Origin of the sequence: Streptomyces sp. TS71-3, from assembly GCF_018327685.1 — a bacterium.
Lineage (GTDB): Bacteria > Actinomycetota > Actinomycetes > Streptomycetales > Streptomycetaceae > Streptomyces.
Map to the genome: position 1 here is coordinate 145,656 of NZ_BNEL01000003.1, position 18,089 is coordinate 163,744.

At 73.9% G+C, this 18,089-nt stretch carries 11 protein-coding genes, 1 tRNA gene and 1 pseudogene; 9 read left to right on the forward strand and 4 right to left on the reverse strand.

Going from position 1 to position 18,089, the window contains the following annotated elements; translation table 11 throughout:
• Positions 1 to 20 precede the first annotated feature (20 nt).
• The gene (locus Sm713_RS25255) at positions 21 to 920 is read left to right on the forward strand and encodes a cellulose-binding protein (RefSeq protein WP_212912386.1); all 900 of its coding nucleotides are present in this window, start codon (positions 21 to 23) and stop codon (positions 918 to 920) included.
• A 173-nt stretch (positions 921 to 1,093) separates the two neighbouring features.
• Here Sm713_RS25255 and Sm713_RS25260 read toward each other — a convergent pair whose 3' ends face one another.
• Together Sm713_RS25260 and Sm713_RS25265 are read right to left on the reverse strand one after the other, a co-directional pair.
• On the reverse strand, positions 1,094 to 3,943 hold the full coding sequence (locus tag Sm713_RS25260) for an SUKH-4 family immunity protein (RefSeq protein WP_212912387.1): 2,850 nt from the start codon (positions 3,941 to 3,943) through the stop codon (positions 1,094 to 1,096).
• Between the two features lie 32 nt (positions 3,944 to 3,975).
• A complete protein-coding gene (locus tag Sm713_RS25265; RefSeq protein WP_212912388.1) occupies positions 3,976 to 4,980 on the reverse strand; it encodes an SMI1/KNR4 family protein in 1,005 nt (334 codons plus the stop codon).
• 521 nt (positions 4,981 to 5,501) lie between these two features.
• On the opposite strand from Sm713_RS25265, the gene Sm713_RS25270 reads away from it, so the two are divergent.
• Both Sm713_RS25270 and Sm713_RS25275 read left to right on the forward strand, forming a co-directional pair.
• Entirely contained in the window at positions 5,502 to 5,981 is a 480-nt protein-coding gene (locus Sm713_RS25270; protein ID WP_212914818.1) for a YwqJ-related putative deaminase, read from the forward strand.
• A gap of 188 nt (positions 5,982 to 6,169) precedes the next feature.
• Positions 6,170 to 6,685 carry an SUKH-3 domain-containing protein gene (locus Sm713_RS25275; protein WP_212912389.1) on the forward strand — a complete coding sequence of 172 codons (516 nt, stop codon included), beginning with the start codon at positions 6,170 to 6,172 and terminating at the stop codon, positions 6,683 to 6,685.
• Positions 6,686 to 6,891: 206 nt separating this feature from the next.
• On the opposite strand, the gene Sm713_RS25280 is transcribed toward Sm713_RS25275, so the two are convergent.
• Complete coding sequence (locus tag Sm713_RS25280) at positions 6,892 to 8,208, reverse strand: histidine kinase (protein ID WP_212912390.1); 1,317 nt, start codon at positions 8,206 to 8,208, stop codon at positions 6,892 to 6,894.
• Positions 8,209 to 8,588: 380 nt separating this feature from the next.
• Between Sm713_RS25280 and Sm713_RS25285 the strand changes: the two genes are divergently transcribed.
• From Sm713_RS25285 to Sm713_RS25310, 6 genes and pseudogenes are all read left to right on the forward strand, one after another.
• A tRNA-Gln gene (locus Sm713_RS25285) sits at positions 8,589 to 8,660 on the forward strand.
• Between the two features lie 144 nt (positions 8,661 to 8,804).
• Positions 8,805 to 10,319: pseudogene (gene glmU, locus Sm713_RS25290) on the forward strand (bifunctional UDP-N-acetylglucosamine diphosphorylase/glucosamine-1-phosphate N-acetyltransferase GlmU); the annotation flags it as partial.
• Positions 10,320 to 10,685: 366 nt separating this feature from the next.
• The gene (locus Sm713_RS25295) at positions 10,686 to 11,657 is read left to right on the forward strand and encodes a ribose-phosphate diphosphokinase (protein WP_212912392.1); all 972 of its coding nucleotides are present in this window, start codon (positions 10,686 to 10,688) and stop codon (positions 11,655 to 11,657) included.
• Between the two features lie 768 nt (positions 11,658 to 12,425).
• On the forward strand, positions 12,426 to 13,016 hold the full coding sequence (locus Sm713_RS25300) for a 50S ribosomal protein L25/general stress protein Ctc (protein ID WP_212912393.1): 591 nt from the start codon (positions 12,426 to 12,428) through the stop codon (positions 13,014 to 13,016).
• Positions 13,017 to 13,177: 161 nt separating this feature from the next.
• The gene (pth, locus tag Sm713_RS25305) at positions 13,178 to 13,771 is read left to right on the forward strand and encodes an aminoacyl-tRNA hydrolase (protein ID WP_212912394.1); all 594 of its coding nucleotides are present in this window, start codon (positions 13,178 to 13,180) and stop codon (positions 13,769 to 13,771) included.
• A gap of 115 nt (positions 13,772 to 13,886) precedes the next feature.
• Complete coding sequence (locus tag Sm713_RS25310) at positions 13,887 to 14,414, forward strand: hypothetical protein (protein ID WP_212912395.1); 528 nt, start codon at positions 13,887 to 13,889, stop codon at positions 14,412 to 14,414.
• Positions 14,415 to 15,019: 605 nt separating this feature from the next.
• On the opposite strand, the gene ppc is transcribed toward Sm713_RS25310, so the two are convergent.
• Complete coding sequence (ppc, locus tag Sm713_RS25315; protein ID WP_374196068.1) at positions 15,020 to 17,776, reverse strand: phosphoenolpyruvate carboxylase; 2,757 nt, start codon at positions 17,774 to 17,776, stop codon at positions 15,020 to 15,022.
• Positions 17,777 to 18,089 lie beyond the last annotated feature (313 nt).

Genomic DNA, 18,089 nt, shown 5'->3' on the forward strand with positions numbered 1-18,089 from the left:
GCCGGAAGAGGGGATTCAGGGTGAGCAGTGCATCGGCGTCACCGCACGGCTTCGCCGCCGTACGAGGCCGTGGCTACCGTCCCGGGCAGGCCGACGCGTTCGTGACGGACCTGTCCGACGCGCGCGACGAGGCGTGGGAGCGGGCGGCCCGGCTGACCGTGCTGGCCAAGGAGATGGAGGCGGAGCTCGCGCGGCTGGACGAGGCCCTGCGGCGGCTCCCCCCGCAGACGTACGAGTCCCTCGGGGTGCGCGCCCGCCGGCTCCTCGCGCTCACCCAGGAGGAGGCCCTCGTGGTGCGGGCGGAGGCGCAGGAGGTGGCCCGGCGCACCCGCGAGGACGCGGTGCAGGAGAGCACGCGCGCGCGTGACGCGGCCCGCGCCTACGCCGAGGCGCTGCGGTCGGAGTCCGACGAGTACGCCAGAAGGCGCCTGCTGACCGACCGCGAGACCGCCGACGAGCTGCGCACGGCAGCGCGCGCCGAGGTCAAGGAGACCCGTCTTGAGGTGCTGGCGGCGCTGCGGGAGATGCGGCAGCGGGTGGCCGAGCTGCTGGCCGGGCAGGAGAGCGAGCACGAGGAGCGCTGGGAGGCCGCGGAACGTCAGCTCGCGGAGCGCGAGGCGGAGCTCAAGGCCCACCACGAGGAACTCACGGCACAGGCCGAGGCACGCCTGCGGGACGCGCAACGGGCCCTCGTGGCGACCCGGGAGAAGGCCAAGCGGGACCAGGAGAACGCGGAGGCCGGCGCGGCGGAGCTGCTGGCTGAGGCGCGGATGCGCAAGGAGGCCATCGGGCGCGAGACCGACCGCGTGCTCAGGGAGCACGACGCGCAGCGGGACGAGGTGCTCGTGCACATGGATCGCGTGCGCACCAGCCTGCTCGCCCTCACGGGGCGGCTGGGTACGCCGCCGGACGGGCCCTGACGCCGCGCGGTCCGACGGCCCATCGGTCCTCCGACGACCCATCGGCCCGCCAGCCTGTCCAGGCGAGCCCCTATGGCAGACGGTGGCTGGCGTGCCGCACGCGCGCGTGTGCGGCACGCCAGCCACCGTCGAAGCCCTTGGAGGGCGGGCACCGGTATCACCGGGTCACCGGGTCAGAGGAGGCCGTCCCACATCTGTTCGAGGATGACGGACCACCAGCTCTCCGGGGACCCCAGTGCCGCCTGGTCCAGCGAGGCGAGCTGGGCCTGGAAGTCGACCGTCCAGCGGCCCGCCTGCTCCTGGTTGAGCCCCAGCCGCAGCGGCCACATCCGGCCGACGAGGGCCAGGCAGCGCACGAACTCCGGCAGGCCGGTGTTCACGAACTGCGGCGGCACGGGAGCACCGCCCGGGCCTGCCTCAACGGGCACGGCCACGATGTTCGCCGTGCCGTACTGGACGCAGATCGCCCGCCCGAAGTCGGTGCCCATCACGAGATAGGAGGCGGCGTCGGAGGCCGGCTGCACACCGCGTTCCAAGGCCAGTTCGTGGAGGGTCGGCACCGGGCGGCCGGGCTGCGCCTGGGCCCAGAAGAACGGCCGGACGTCCAGCGGCAGCCCCGCCCACATCAGCGTCGTGGCCACCACCTCGGGCACGCCCTGCCGGGACACCGCCCGCTGGTCGAACCGGAAGACCCCGGGGCCGTACGCGGCGGCCAGTTCCTGGGCCACGCCCTCCGGCGGCAGCGGGGGCGCGGGCGGCACGGGCGGCAGCGGCGCGCGCACCGGCGCGGGCCGCGCGGGGCCGTCCGCGACCTGGTGCAGCTCCCCCTGGTGGGCGAGCAACTGCTGCATGCCCTGCTGCCGCGACGCGTGGTCCCTGCCGTACGGGGCGATGGACGTGATCCGCGCCTGCGGCCAGTTCTCCCGGATCATGCGGGCGCAGTACGCGCCCGGCAGCTCGCAGGACTCCAGCTCGGTGTGGAGTTCCAGGACCTGCTGCGGCGGCACGTTCATGGCGTGCAGCTCGTGCACGATCTGCCACTCCGGGTGCGGCATGCCCGGCGCGGAGCGGCGGATGAGCTGCTGCTCGGAGCCGTCCTGCGCGCGGTACCGCAGCACCGCCTGGTAGCCCGGGCCGACGGTCGGCTGGCCGACCGGCTGCTGCGGGTAGCCGTACGCCGCGGGCGGCGGCGGTGCGCCGTGCGCGACCTGGCCGGGCGGGGGCGGCGGCATGCCCGGGCCCGCCGGCGCACCGGGGGTGCCGGGCGCACCCGGAGGCGGCATGCCGGGGCCGCCCACGGCCGGGCCGGCGAGCATGGTCGCCGCCTGGTGCACTCCGCCGGGGGGCGGCGGCGTACCGGGGCTCACGCCGCGCGGCGGGGTTCCCGGTGTACCGGGCGCGCCCGGCGGAGGCGGCGTCGAGCCGGGAGGCGGAGGCGGTCCGGCGGGCGCTCCCGGAGCGCCGGGCGCCGGCGGAGGCTTGGGCACGCCGGAGCCGCCCTGGCCCGGGTCGGCCAGCATCGTCGCGGCATGGTGCACGCCACCGGGCGGAGCCCCCGGGGGCGGCGGCGCCGAGCCGGGCGGCGGCGGGGGGCCCGCGGGGGCGCCGGGAGCGCCGGGCACGGGCGGAGGGGGCGGGCCCTCGGCACCCGGGGCACCCGGGCCACCGGGCCCGTCAGGGCCCAGCGAGGACACGAGCTGAGTCGGCACGTAACCGCCCGCCGGGGTACCGGGCGCGCCGGGACCCGACGCGGGCGGCACACCGGCACCAGGCCCACCCGGACCGGCAGGAGCACCCGGGGCCCCGGGTGCACCCGGGGCACCGGGCCCGCCGGGAACACCGGGAACGCCAGAAGCACCGGATTCCGCAGGCACGCCGGCCCCACCCGGCGCGCCGGGACCACCCGGAACGCCAGACCCGCCCGGAACACCAGACCCACCGGCACCGGCCGAAGCACCCGGCCCACCGGCGTTTCCAGGACCGCCGGCCCCCTGCGGATATCCGTACCCCGGGGCTCCCGGCGCTCCCGGAGCTCCCGGGGCACCAGGGCCGCCCGGAACAGAACCCTCCGGCCCGTCGATCGCGGGCGCCACGGCCGTCGGCGGCAACTGGCTGCCGCCGGACATCAGCGACGTCTTCGCATCCGGCGGCACCGGCGTCGCCGGCGGCTCGTGCGGCGTACCGCCGTCGTCCAGGTCGGTGAGCGGAGGCGCGAAGACGGTGGCGGGCAGCGGCACGGAGCGGTCGTCGCCGGCATCCGCGTTGGTGTCCGTACCCGCCCAGGGAGTGGGCTGCGAGACGGCGCCGGACTCCCGCGCACGCTCGTCCTCGTGCGCGGCCGGAACCTGGTCGGCGCCCCCGGCAGAGCCGGAACCGGAACCCGCGACACCACCGGCCCCGGACACCCCGGAACCGCCCGCGTCCAGACCGCCGTCCACGCGCGCAACCGAGCCGGACCCCCTACCCGAACCGGAGTCCACACCCGAACCGGAATCCGCACCAGAACCCACACCCACAAGGGAGCCGGCACCGGCACCCGCACCCTCACCGGAGCCGGCACCAGCACCGCCCCCCGCCCCGGCCGCCGCACCGCCCGCCCGCTGATCAGGAACCCCCAGCCGGTCCGCCGCCTCCTGGAGCCACTCGGGCGGACTCAGCAGGAACGACGTCTGGTTGAGGTCGACGCTCTGCGCCGCGGGCGCCGGGGCCTGCCCGGCCTCCTCCGCGGTGCCGTACTCCTCCTCGTACCGGCGGATCACGTCGTCGACCGGCAGGGCCGGCCAGAGCGTGGCCGCGCCGCCGTCGCGGGGGATCACCAGCCGCGGGCCGCCGCCCTCCGCGGGCGCGTCTCCGGGCGCCTGCGCGGCGCCCGGGGTACGGTCCCCGGCCCGTGCGGACCCGGCGGCCCAGACCACGAAGCCCAGCTCGAACTCCCGGACGCGCACGTCCCGGCGCTCGTACGCCGGTACCTCCGCGTTGATCCACTCCTCGGCGCGGTCCTGCGCCTGAGCGAACGTCACCATCGGCAGATCACTCCCCCACTCACTGGCCCCACTCACTCCGCCACCGGTACGGCGCGCGCGAAACCGCCGTCCACCATCAGGTTGGCCACGGTCTCCAGCTCCGGGGGGTTGCCGGCGAGACGCGTCAGAAAGGCGTCGAAGTCGCCGCCGCACGGCAGCAGCAGGCGCGGCACCCGGTCGGTGACCGCCCAGCCGTCCTGGTCGCGCGCGTCGTCGTACGCGCAGAACCACACGGAACCCGGCTGCTCGCCCTTGACCTTCACGGCGAGCAGGCCGCCCTGCACGAACGCGACGCCCAGGTAGTCCTTCGTCAGGTGGTCGCGCAGGCACTTGTTGACGTACACCAGGTCGTCGACGGCGGCCTCGCCGCGGACCGTGAAGAACGGCTGGTCCACCAGCAGGCCGAGTTCGGCGTCGAGGGCGGCGCCGACCGGCGCGCGGCCGCCCGCCGCCTTCAGGAACGACCGGTACGCGCCGGGCAGCCGGTAGCCGAGGTTCTCCTCGGCGCCCTGCACCGCGCGCTCCGAGACCGCGAGGCCGCGCTCGGGAAGCCCGAAGTGCGCGGGGCGGGGGTCCTGGAGCGGGCGGGTGCCGCGCTTGTTCTGGTCCACCGCGGCCGTCGCGAGGCCGCCGTGGTGCCGCAGCAGGGCCTTCACCTCGACCGGAACCAGCTCCAGCCGGCGCGAGGTCGGCACGTGGTGCCACGTCCAGCCGGGCGGCGTCGCCACCGAAGGGATGGTGCTCCACAGGTCGTGGCCCTGCGCCGCCAGCGCGGCGTTCGCCGACACGTAGTCCGTCAGGCGGAGTTCGTCCACGCCGAAGCCCTCCGGCGGCTCCGCTATCTCCGCCGCCGCGGACGCGTAGGGCGAGAAGTCCGGGTAGCCCCGCTCGTCCACGCGGACGCCTCTGGGGTGCCGGGCTGCCCGCACCGGGTCCGGGAAGTGCACAACCTGCCCGGCGTACGCCGCATTCGGCGGTGCGGCGTGTCCCCCGGCCGGGGCGCCAGGCGCCCCAAGACCGAGCCGACCTGTCGTCATGGCGGTAGCCCCCTGCTGCGTCCTGCTGTACGAGTGTCTGCTGCTGTCCGTACGCGCCGCGCGCCCGGCGGATGCCGGGTCCCTGCACGCCGTCCGCGCCGACCGCACCGTCCGCGCGAGGTGTCCTGCCGCCCCGCGCCTGCCGGTGCGCGGCTTCTCGGATGACGACAGCCTATGCGGTAGGGCCCGAGGGGTCACCGGCCCTCCGTTTCAGTGACCTGCAGTCACGCGGTGATGACGGTGGGCCTCCCGATCAGCGTGTCGCATGGCCTCAGCTTCCGGAGCAGCTCGCCGTTTGGCAGGCTGTGTCCGCAACGCGGGGCGTGAAACCCGCGGCGGTTGCCCCGGGAACGGGGTCCACCACCGGGGGCCGGGAGGGAAGCACCACCATGCACACCGCACAACCGAATACCGGCACGGACCGGGAGGCGGGCTTCAGAGGCCCCGTCGCCCCCGGCGCCTCCGGTATCCCCGCCGACCCCGTGCACGTGCCCGGGCAGGCCGCGGCGGGCGAGCCGGGCATGCCCGGGGACCCCCGGGGCGACGTGGATCTGAGTGCCCCTCACGCGCCCGTGCTGCGCCACCGCCGGGACGGCATCCTGCCCACGGTGGCCGCCGCCCTGTCCGTGCGCGGCAGCACGCTCACCGGAACGGCCGCGCGCGGCGACCTGGCGCCCGAGCTGCACCCGCTCGTCCAGGAGCTCCTGGACGAGCTGCCGATCGAGCAGCGGGACCGCTTCACCGGGCGCTGCGCGGAGACGCTGCTCGTCTCCCGCCATCTCGCCGCCGTGGACGGAGAGCGCAGCAAGCGCGCGCGGCGCAAGCCGATGACGCGGAACGACGCCCGCAAGGCCTTCAAGAACGCCAAGCTCACCGCACGGCGGATCCGGGAGGACGGCGACCCCCTGCACGGCAGCTTCGCGCACCCCTGCCGCGCGTGCGCGGCGCTCGCCGGCGAGTTCGGCATCCGCGTCGTCGACCCGGAGGCGCCGGACGGCTGACGGCGCCCGGCTCCGCACCGTTCGGGGATCCCCCACCCCGGCGCCCGAGGCGCAGCCGCGCTCACCGGCCACCGGCGCGCACACCCCGCGCCCCGTGCGAGCCCCAGCGCCACCATCCGGGTCACCACGCCCGCCGGGCGAACCACGCCTCCACAACGAACCGATCGAACCGAACGAGACAACGGCCGATGCACCCCGATCGCTCTTCCGCCAACCGCTTCCCGCTCACCGTCGACGTCGTCCTGCGCGCCGCCGGCTGGCAGCCGGGACGGTGGGACATAAAGCAGGCCGAGTACTGGGCCGACACCCTGAGCGCGCACACCTCGCCGGCCGGGCACCAGCACGTGATCTTCCCGGCGGCGGTGGAGGCCTGGGCGGAGTTCGGCGGCCTGCACATCACGCCCTCGGGGCCGGGCACCCGGCTCGCGCCCGCCGTGCTCGACCTCGACCCGCTGCACGGCCTGCACATGGCCCGCACCCTCGGGGACCTGGGGCGCGCGCTCGACACCGAGGTCTGCCCGCTCGGCCAGGAGATCGCCGCCGCGGCCGACACCGGCGAGCCCCAGGCGCTGCTCGCCATCGACGCGGGCGGGCGCGTCTACGGGCTCGACCACAGCGGCGACTGGTACCTCGGCCCGGACCTGGACCAGGCCCTCGGCGCGCTCATCTCGGGCACGGAGCCGCAGCGGCTCACGACGGGGTGACGGCGCCGTCCCTCAGGAATCCGGTCGCCCAGGAACCCGGCCGTCCACGAACCGTTCGTTCACGAAGCGGTCGTCCAAGGGCCCGCGCGCTCAGGAAACCGCAAGCGGCCGCACGTTCAGGAAGCCGCAAACGCTTGCGCGTTCAGGAAGCCGCACGCTCAAACGGCCGCACGTTCAGGAAGCCGCACGCCCAAGCGGCCGCGCCCTCAGGAAGCAGGTATGACCGCGGACACCCGGAAGCCGCCGGCGTCCGTGGGGCCCGAGACGAACGCCCCGCCCAGCGCGGACACCCGCTCCTCCATGCCCACCAGGCCGTTGCCGCCGCTCGGCAGCCGTGCGCTCTCGCCCTCGCCGTCCGGGGCCGACTCGTTCTCCACCTGCATGGCGATCTCCGACACCCGGCGGGCCAGCCGTACGTAGGTCTTCGCGCCCGCCGCGTGCTTGTGGACGTTCGTCAGGGCCTCCTGGACCACCCGGTAGGCCGTCTGCTCCACCTCGGCCGGGTAGGGGCCCTCCCGGCCCTCCACGGACAGCTCCACGACCATGCCGGCCGCCCGGGACTGCTCGACCAGTTCGTCCAGCTCGGCGAGGCTCGGACCGTCCTGCACGCAGTCCTGCGCGCCGTCGCCGACCGCGCGGGACGCCGCCGCGGCGGCCGCCGCCCCGACCGCGGCCAGCGGCACCGGGTCGTGCGGCACCAGGCTGTCGCCCGCCCGCAGCACCCCGAGCATCGACCGCAGCTCCGTGAGCGCCTGGCGGCCCATGTCCCCGACGATCGCGGCGTTGTGCACCGCCTTCTCCGGGTCCTTGCGCGCCACCGCCTGGAGCGCCGCGGCGTGCACCACCATCAGGCTCACGCGGTGCGCCACGACGTCGTGCATCTCGCGGGCGATCCTGGTGCGCTCCTCGCCGCGCGCCCACTCCGCGCGCTCCTCCGCGCGCTCGGCGAGGAGCTGGAGCTCCCGCTCCAGCGAGTCGGCACGCTCGCGCAGGCTCTCCATCAGCCGCCTGCGCGCGCCCACGTACAGGCCCAGCAGCACCGGGGGCGCCGTGACCCCCGCGGACGTGGTGATCGCGAGGAACGGGACGAACCAGTCGCCGATCGTCAGGTGGCCGTGCGCCATGTCCTGCCGCGCCCGCACGAACGTCACGATCATGGTGCCGACGAACGACATCCCCGCCAGGGCGCCGATGATCCGCCGGGGCAGCTCGGAGGCGGCCAGCGTGTAGAGGCCCACCAGACCCATCAGGAAGCCCATCTGGGCGGGTGTCACCGCGATGGAGACCAGCACCACGGCGATCGGCCAGCGCCGCCGCAGCACCAGCACCGAGCCCGCGACCAGGCCGAAGACGACGCCGACCGGGACGGGGAGCCCCGCGTCCCCCGCGAACTCGATCCCCTCGGCCCCGCACTCCACGGCCGACGCCAGCGCCAGCGCCACGTCCAGCACGGCACCGCGCCGGCGCGCCCACCACCACGGCCCTCCCCTTGTCGTGGCGCGGTCTTCCCCCGTGGTGGTCATGCACCCCAGCGTAAAGGCGTGGGGGGAGGCTTTTTCGAGGGGTTTTCACGGCGTGGCGGCAAGGGGTCGCGAGCGCTCCGGCACCACCCCCCGTGCGCCCGCACCACCGCCCGGCGCGCACGGACCGGTGAACCAGGCCCCGGGACGGCGCCGCACCAGGCCACGCACGCCGCCGGCGGCCCGGACAGGCACATCCGGCGGCGCCCGTCCCTACCCCACCGCACCCGCACCCCGCGGCGCCCGCCCGCCGCCCTCACGGCACCCTCACCGGCCGGTCGCCCGCAGGTCCCCATACCGTCGCATCGAGGCCCCCCGGTACGGCATAGTGGGGGAGGTTCCACTCGACAGACCGGCTAAATGTCCGGTTTAGTGGAGTCCATTCCCCTGTGGTGTAATTGGCAGCACTGCGGTTTTTGGTGCCGTATGTCCAGGTTCGAATCCTGGCGGGGGAGCCGCGCATCCCCGGGTCCCGGCCTCAGGTCGGGACCCGCTTCCGTTTCCGGCCCTCTTCGCCCCGGTATCCTGCGGATGTCCCCAGCCGAAACACCCCCGGACGTCCCCCCGCACCCCAGCCGAAGGGCAGTCTTGTGAGCGCCATCAATCCCCGAGTTCTCGGCTCTGATCGAACAGGGGAGAACCCGCCGGCAGCCGTCGTCGTCCTCGCCGCGGGTGAGGGCACCCGGATGAGGTCGGCGACCCCGAAGGTCCTGCACGACATCTGCGGCCGCTCGCTGATCGGGCATGTGCTCACCGCGACGCGCAAGTTGGGTCCCGAGCAGGTCGTCGTGGTGGTGGGCCACGCCCGCGAGCAGGTGGTGGCGCACTGCGCGGAGGTGGACCCGGGGGCCAGGACCGCCGTCCAGCACGAGCAGCTCGGCACCGGGCACGCCGTGCGGGTGGGACTCGCGGAGCTGGGCGGGCGCCCGGACCCGGCGGCGAACGGCTCGGGCCCCGTGCCCGTCGTCGACGGCACCGTCGTCGTGGTGTGCGGGGACACCCCGCTGCTCACCGGGGAAACGCTTCGGCGGCTGGCCGCGACCCACACCGCCGACGGCAACGCCGTGACCGTGCTCACGGCACAGGTTCCGGACGCCACCGGCTACGGCCGGATCGTGCGCGACGAGTCCACCGGCGCGGTGCTGGCGATCGTGGAGCACAAGGACGCGACCGAGGCGCAGCGGGAGATCCGGGAGATCAACTCCGGCGTGTTCGCGTTCGACGGCCCGCTGCTCGCCGAGGCGCTCGGGCAGGTGCGCACGGACAACAGCCAGGGCGAGGAGTACCTCACCGACGTCCTGGGCATCCTGCGCGGCCAGGGCCACCGGGTGGGCGCGGCCGTGGCGGCCGACCACCGGGAGATCGCGGGGATCAACAACCGCGTCCAGCTCGCCGAGGCCCGCCGGCTCCTGAACGACCGTCTGCTGGAGCGGGCCATGCTGGCCGGCGTCACGGTCGTGGACCCCGCCTCGACCTGGGTCGACGTGACCGTCACGTTCGGCCAGGACGTGGTGGTCCACCCCGGCACCCAGCTGCTGGGCACCACGCACCTCGCGGAGGGCTGCGAGGTCGGCCCGCAGAGCCGGCTCACCGACACGCTGGTGGGCGCCGGGGCCCGGGTGCACACGGCGGTCGCGGACTCCGCGGAGGTGGGCGCGGGCGCCTCGGTGGGCCCGTACGCGTACCTGCGGCCGGGCACCCGTCTTGGCCCGAAGTCGAAGGCCGGCACGTACGTCGAGATGAAGAACGCGACGGTCGGCGAGGGCACCAAGGTGCCGCACCTGTCGTACGTGGGCGACGCCACCATCGGCGACTTCACCAACATCGGCGCGGCCAGCGTCTTCGTGAACTACGACGGCCAGGAGAAGCACCACACCACCGTGGGCTCCCACTGCCGCACCGGCTCGGACAACATGTTCGTCGCCCCCGTGACGGTGGGCGACGGGGCGTACACGGCCGCGGGCTCGGTGATCACCAAGGACGTCCCGCCGGGCTCCCTGGCGGTGGCCCGCGCCCAGCAGCGCAACATCGAGGGCTGGGTGGAGCGGCGTCGGGCGGGCAGCGCGGCCGCGAAGGCGGCCGAGGCGGCACGGGTCGAAGCGGCGGGGGCGGATACGCCCGCCGCGGCCGGGACGGCCGGAGCGACGACCGGGACGGAGGCCACCCGTGCGGCGGGCGGCGCCGGCACCGGGAACGGATCGGACGACGGAGTCTGATCCGGAGGCCACCGGGTGGTCCTGGGAGGTGGCGCGTGGTACCCCGGAGGATTCCGGGGCACTGCATGCTGCCCGGGATCGACCGAGAATGGCTGGAAGCAGGAGGAGAACTGTCCGAAAATAGGTGCGTCAATGGCGGCGTACCGTGTTACGTGCATAAACGCGGGGGGCTGGGGCGTCCCCTGAAGACACCGTGGCTGGCTCGTCGCTGAGGGACGCGTACGGGTGCAGCGGTCGACAACCACAGGCCGAGGAGACAGTGCTGTGACCGGGATCAAGACAATGGGCGAGAAGAAGCTGATGTTCTTTTCCGGCCGCGCCCACCCCGAGCTGGCGGAGGAGGTGGCGGAGCAGCTCGGTGTCCAGATGGTGCCGACGAAGGCGTTCGACTTCGCCAACGGCGAGATCTACGTCCGCTACCAGGAGTCCGCGCGCGGAGCGGACTGCTTCCTGATCCAGAGCCACACGGCACCGATCAACAAGTGGATCATGGAACAGCTCATCATGATCGACGCTCTGAAGCGGGCCTCCGCGCGGAGCATCACGGTGATCGTGCCGTTCTACGGCTACGCGCGGCAGGACAAGAAGCACCGCGGCCGGGAGCCGATCTCGGCGCGCCTGGTGGCCGACCTGATGAAGACAGCGGGCGCCGACCGCATCCTCACGGTGGACCTGCACACCGACCAGATCCAGGGCTTCTTCGACGGTCCCGTGGACCACCTCTTCGCGCTGCCCATCCTGGCCGACTACGTGGGCGCGAAGGTGGACCGGAGCAAGCTGACCGTGATCTCGCCGGACGCCGGGCGGGTGCGCGTCGCGGACCGCTGGTGCGACCGGCTCGGCGCGCCGCTGGCCATCGTGCACAAGCGCCGCGACAAGGACGTGGCCAACCAGGTCACGGTGCACGAGGTCGTCGGCGACGTCGAGGGCCGCGTGTGCGTGCTGGTCGACGACATGATCGACACCGGCGGCACGATCTGCGCCGCGGCGGAGGCGCTGTTCGCTCACGGTGCGGCGGATGTGATCGTGACCGCGACGCACGGGGTGCTGTCCGGGCCCGCGGCCGACCGGCTGAAGAACTCCAAGGTCAGCGAGTTCGTGCTCACGAACACGCTGCCCACGCCGGGCGAGCTCGACCTCGACAAGATCACGGTGCTGTCGATCGCTCCCCTGATCGCCACGGCCGTCCGGGAGGTCTTCGAGGACGGCTCGGTGACCAGCCTCTTCGAGGACTAGCGCCCCGAAGGGGCGCGGGGAGCCGGTTTCCGGCCACCTTTGCGGTGGGGCGCGCCCCGAAAAAGGGGCGCGGGGCTGTTTTCGATGTGCGGCTCCGCCGCGTGGGCGCGAGCAATGGGCACGCGCAAGCAGCCGGCAACGGACCTCAGCGGCCGCGGCACAGCCCTGACAAGGGGCGCGGGGCTGTTTTCGATGTGCGGCTCCGCCGCGTGGGCGCGAGCAATGGGCACGCGCAAGCAGCCGGCAACGGACCTCAGCGGCCGCGGCACAGCCCCGAAAAGGGGCGCGGGGCTGTTTTCGATGTGCGGCTCCGCCGCGTGGGCGCGAGCAATGGGCACGCGCAAGCAGCCGGCAACGGACCTCAGCGGCCGCGGCACAGCCCTGACAAGGGGCGCGGGGAACTGCGCAACAGCCACGACCCGCCTGCGGCGAGCAGACGGGCCCAGCCCCTGGCGGTCGTCGTCCGGCGAACCGCCGTGCGGGCTGGTCGCGCCGTTCCCCGCGCCCCTTCCGGGGCGCCCCCACCGGGACGGTGGTCCTTGAGAACGGTGATCCTTTTGGGGCCCGGCCGCACCGCCGGGTAACCTGTCACCGTTGCTCGGCGAGGGAGGCCGTGGCCGTGACAGGCCGCGGCGGTCCGTTATCGACGCGCTCTTCGTGGCAGGCCAGTCGTGTGGCCGGGTGACCTTCCCAGGCTCGTTCGAGCAGGGGATCCCGCTGCAGGCCACTGGACGACGTCGTGAGACGTCCGAGTTACGAGGAGTGCACATGCCCGAGGTGAAGCTCGCCGCCGAGACCCGTACCGAGTTCGGCAAGGGTGCCGCGCGGCGCATCCGCCGCGACGACAAGGTGCCCGGCGTGGTCTACGGCCACGGCGGCGACCCGGTGCACATCACGCTGCCCGGCCACGACCTGCTGATGGCGCTGCGTACCCCCAACGTCCTGATCGCCCTGGACCTCAACGGCAAGAAGGAGCTGGCGATCCCGAAGGCCGTCCAGCGCGACGCGATCAAGGGCTTCCTGGAGCACGTCGACCTGCTCCTCGTGAAGCGCGGCGAGAAGGTCTCCGTCGAGATCCCGGTGCACACCGAGGGCGAGCTGGCCCCCGGCGGCAACCTCCTGGAGCACGTGCTGAACGCGCTGCCGGTCGAGGCCGAGGCCACCCACATCCCCGAGTCCGTGACGGTCTCCATCGAGGGCCTGGAGTCGGGCGCCTCCATCCTCGCCAAGGACATCGCGCTGCCGTCCGGCGTCGCGCTGGGCGTGGAGGAGGACGCGGTCGTCCTCCAGGTGCTGTCCGCCCAGGCCGAGGAGGCCCCGGCGGAGGGTGCCGAGGAGGCCGAGGTCGAGGAGGTCTGACCTCCGGCCCGGGAGTCCGGGCCTCCCCTCCGGACCGCCGCCATCCGCGGCGGCCCGGGACCGGGGCCGCCGGGCCCCGAGCGCCGCACCCGGCACGATGACGAGACGTCAGCAGCCGCCCTCCCCGGGGCGGCTGCCCGCATGTGCGAGGAGGTCAGTCGATGGCGGACGACGGCGGGGCCTGGCTGGTGGTGGGGCTGGGCAACCCCGGCCCCGGATACGCCGGCAACCGGCACAACGTCGGCTACATGGTGGCCGACCTGCTGGCCGACCGGATGGGTGGAGCGTTCAAGCGGGCCGCCAGGGCGCAGGCCCAGGCCCTGGAGGGCCGCATCGGGCCGCCCGGGCCGGGCAGCCGCAGGGTGGTGCTGGCCAAGCCGCTGTCGTACATGAACCTCTCCGGCGGCCCGGTCGCGGCGCTGCGGGACTTCTACAAGGTGCCGGTGGAGCGCATCGTCGCCATCCATGACGAGTTGGACATCGACTACGGCACGCTGCGGCTGAAGCTGGGCGGCGGCGACAACGGCCACAACGGCCTCAAGTCCATGACGAAGGCGATGGGTCCCGGCTACCACCGGGTGCGGTTCGGCATCGGACGGCCGCCGGGGCGGATGCAGGTCGCCGACTTCGTGCTGAAGGACTTCTCCTCCACCGAGCGCAAGGAGCTCGACTACTTCGTCGACCGGGCCGCGGACGCCGTGGAGTGCCTGGTCGCGGAGGGCCTGGAGCGCGCACAGGGAACCTACAACTCCTGACCTACATCCGCACAACTCCTCACGACTCCGTGCACAGGTGATCTGTCACCGCACTTGCCGCGAGCCGCTCCCGGACGGTTGACCCCATGGCCACCCATGGCCAAGGATCGCCGCCATGGTTGGCACGTCCACCTCGACGCGGCGGATCGGCTCCGTCGCCCGGCGGAGCCGGATGCGCAGGGTCGGCGAGAGCGCGTACGGGCTCCTGCTGCTGGCCCGGCACCTTCTGCTGGGCCTGCTGGTCGTGCTGGTGGTGGCCGCGGGCGTCTGGGCGTCCTGGCACCCGGCCCGGGCCGCGATGGGCGGCGCCGGGCGCGGCACCATGACCGTCACGCGCTGCACCGACGACCGCTGCACCGGCACCTACGCCCCCGCCTCACCCGGCGCGGCACGCCGCGACACCGTGGTGCTCGACGAGACGGTGGGCATCCACAAGGGTGCGAAAATCCCCGTGGCGACCGCGCACGGCGACGAGGTGGTGCGGACCGGCTCGGCCGGGCTGGTGCGGGCCTGCCTGCCGCTGGGCGGTGCGCTGGTGCTCGCGGCGGTGGTGATCGCGGGCGGGCTCAGGCTCCGCAAGACCGGATGGGTGACCGGCCTCCTCGGCCTGGCGGTGCTGGCCGCGGCGGCCCTCACGATGTGACCTGGCGTCATGTGCCGCCGGTGCCGGGGCGCCCGGATACCGCAGGGGCCCAGCCGATGCGCCACCCGCACCTCGCGCGCCCGCGGATATGACGAGAGCGACGGGCGGACCGGTGCAGTGCCCCGCCCGTCGCTCCCCTTCCGGTGTCCGCCGTTCTCGCGGTGCCGTCCCGGCCCGCCATTCCCCACGAGCGCTGACCCCCATCAGCGCGTCGGCCGGCGGACGACGGCGTGCACACGCCGGGACACCGGGGACGGCAGCGGTTCGGTGTCCGATCCTGCTGCCGCGGCGGCCGGCCCGCGGATACCCTGCGGTCCCCCCATGTACGGATTCCCCCGGCGCGAGGCTTCCGTGGGCCGTCCCCCGTCCCCTTGAGGATGCCGTCCGGACGGCGAACTGTCCTTGACGTGGGGTGCACGGTTTCTTGACGATCCGTGCACCGCGTGACGCCTTGCGAGTCGACGGGCGGTGCCGCCCGGCTGATGTCCGTGGGTGGTCGAGCACGGAGCCACCGGGCCGCTCCCGCCCAGCCGATGCACTGCGCCGCACGGCCGGGGCCCGGGGACGGGGCACGCCCCCGGGCCGACCGGTCGGCGGGCCGGCCGTCAGCCGGTGTTGCGCAGGCCCGCCGCGACGCCGTTGACCGTGAGCAGCAGGGCCCGGCCGAGCACCGGGTCCGGCTCCTCGCCGCGTTCGGCCGCGGCACGCTGCCGGGCGAGCAGGCTGACCTGGAGGTAGGAGATCGGGTCCAGGTAGGCGTCGCGGATGGCGAACGTCTGCTGGAGCACCGGCTGCGTGTCGAGCAGCTTCTCGCCGCCGGCGATCTTCAGGACCTCCGCGACCGTCAGCTCGTGCTCGGCCTCGATGGTCTCGAAGACGTGCTTCAGCTCGTCGGGGACGAGCGTGTCGACGTAGTGCCGGGCGATCCGCAGGTCCGTCTTGGCGAGGGTCATCTCGACGTTGGAGATGAAGTTGCGGAAGAAGTGCCAGTGCTCCTGCATCTCGTCGAGCACCGGGTCGAGCCCGGCCTCCCGCAGCGCCCTGAGGCCGGAGCCCACGCCGAACCAGCCCGGCACGATCTGCCGCGACTGCGTCCAGCCGAACACCCACGGGATCGCCCGCAGCCCGTCGAGCCCCGCGCCGGAGTCGGGACGGCGCGAGGGCCGGGAGCCCAGGTGCAGGTCCGCGAGCTGGTCGACGGGGGTGGAGGCGAAGAAGTACGAGGGCAGGTCCGGGTCGTCGACGAGGCGCCGGTACGCGGCGTGCGCCGCGTCCGAGACCACGTCCATGGCCGCGTCCCAGCGGGCCAGCGCCTCGACGGACTGGCGCGGCGCGGTGTGCAGGGCGGAGGCCTGGAGGGTGGCCGCGACGGTCAGCTCCAGGTTCTCCCGCGCGAGCGAGGGCACGAGGTACTTGTCCGAGATGACCTCGCCCTGCTCGGTCACCTTGATCTCGCCCTCCAGGGTGCCCCAGGGCTGCGAGAGGATGGCGTCGTGGGAGGGGCCGCCGCCGCGGCCGACGGTGCCGCCGCGGCCGTGGAAGAGCCTCAGGCGCACGCCGTAGCGGTGCGCCACGTCGCGCAGCCGGCGCTGGGCGCGGTGGATCTCCCACTGGCTGGTGGTGATGCCGCCGAACTTGGAGGAGTCCGAGTAGCCGAGCATGACCTCCTGGACGTCGCCGCGCAGCGCGACGAGCCGGCGGTAGGAGGGGTCGGCCAGCATCTCGTCGAGGATGACGTCGGCGGCGCGCAGCTCGTCCGTGGTCTCCAGCAGCGGCACGATGCCGATCTTCGCCCAGCCGGCGTGCAGGTCGAGCAGGCCCGCCTCGCGGGCGAGCACGGCGGCGGCGAACACGTCGTCGGCGCCCTGGCACATCGAGATGATGTACGACTCGATCACCTCGGGCCCGAAGACGTCCAGCGCGCGCCGGACGGTGTGGAAGACCCCGAGCGTCTTCTCACCGGCCGCATCGAGCGGGGCGGGCGTCGGGGCCAGCGGGCGGCGGGAGCGCAGCTCCTTGGCGAGCAGCTTGGTGCGGTACTCGCGCGGCATGTCCGCGTACCGCCAGGACTCCTCGCCGAGCCGGTCGAAGAGCTGGCCGAGCGCGTGGTGGTGGGCGTCGGCGTGCTCGCGGACGTCCATGGTGGCGAGCTGGAGGCCGAACGCCGCGAGGGTGCGGATGATGCGGTTCATCCGGCCGTCGGCGAAGAGGCCGCCGCGGTGCTCGCGCAGCGACGTCTGGATCAGCACGAGGTCGCGCAGCAGCTCGGCGGTGCCGAGGTAGTCGCGGCCCGGCTCGTGCGGGATCCCCCTGGCCAGGCGCTGCTTGGTGTTGACGAGCTTCTGCCGGATGCAGGTGGCCTTCAGCCGGTAGGGCTCCTCGGCGTTGAGGCGCTTGTAACGGGGGCTGATCTCCGAGAGCCGCTCCAGGTCGTCCTGGAGCGAGGTGAGCAGCTCCTCGGTGGCGCCGGCGTAGCGGATCGAGTTGGACAGGAAGCCCCGCAGCTCGTCGACGAGGTCCAGGGCGTCGTTGATGCCGTGCTCGTGCTGGAGGATCAGGACGTCCCAGGTCACGTCGGGGGTGACGTTGGGGTTGCCGTCGCGGTCGCCGCCGATCCAGGTGCCGAAGGTGAGCGGGCGGGTGTCGTCGGGCAGCTGCACGCCGACCCGCTCCAGCTCCGCGGTGAGGTCCTCCAGCACGTCGCCGACGGCGCCCGCGTGCAGCTCGTCCAGGTAGTAGATGGCGTTGCGGGACTCGTCGGCGGGCTCCGGGCGCACCACGCGCAGCTCGTCCGTCTGCCAGATGAGGTCGATGTTCTCCGCGAGGCGGATGTCGTAGCGGCGCCGGTCGGCCTCGATGACGGGGGTCTCCAGCAGCTCCGCGATCCTGCGGAGCTTGTTGAGGACGGAGCGGCGCGCGGCCTCCGTCGGGTGCGCGGTGAAGACCGGGCGTACGTTGAGGTTGCGGACCGTCTCGCGCAGGTGCCCCGGGTCGGCGTCCTTGAGGCGGTCGGCGGTGCGGGCGAGCTGCCCGCCCTCCGCGGCGCGCCGGGCACGCAGTTCACGGCCGCGGTGCACCTGCTCGGTGACGTTGGCGAGGTGGAAGTAGGTGGAGAAGGCGCGGACCAGCTTGGCGGCGGTCAGCAGGTCGGTCTCGCCGAGGAGGCGCGCGGCGGCCTCGCCGTCCTCGCGGGTGAGGCGGCGGACGCGTTCGACGAGTTCGAGGAGTTCCGGTCCGTCCTGGCGTACCAGGGTTTCGCCCAGCAGATCACCCAGTCGGCGGATGTCGGCGCGGAGTTCGGCACCGGCGGTGCCGGCGGCACCCGCGGTGGCACGGCGGCGGTGGTCGTCTGCACTGCTCACAGGTGCGGCTCCTTGCAGTGGTGAGGCACGTCTCACGTCTGGAGGTCCCGGTCATATGCCGGGTCTGCACTGATCTGTACCGGTGGTTCCGTGTCCCTTCCCGCTGACATCCCCGTGATCCACGGCTAGCGCCGCCCGGGACCGGGAAGGACACAGAGCGGACCACGCTGTCCGACCGAGTCAAGGATAGGTGTCTCGGCCGCGGCGCGGCTGTCCGGCCTCTTGCTGACAAGCGGCGCGCTGTCATACTTACGATGCCGTAGGTTACGGAAGCGTAGGTTTCCGGCCGGGCACCTGCCATCCCCCTCGACCC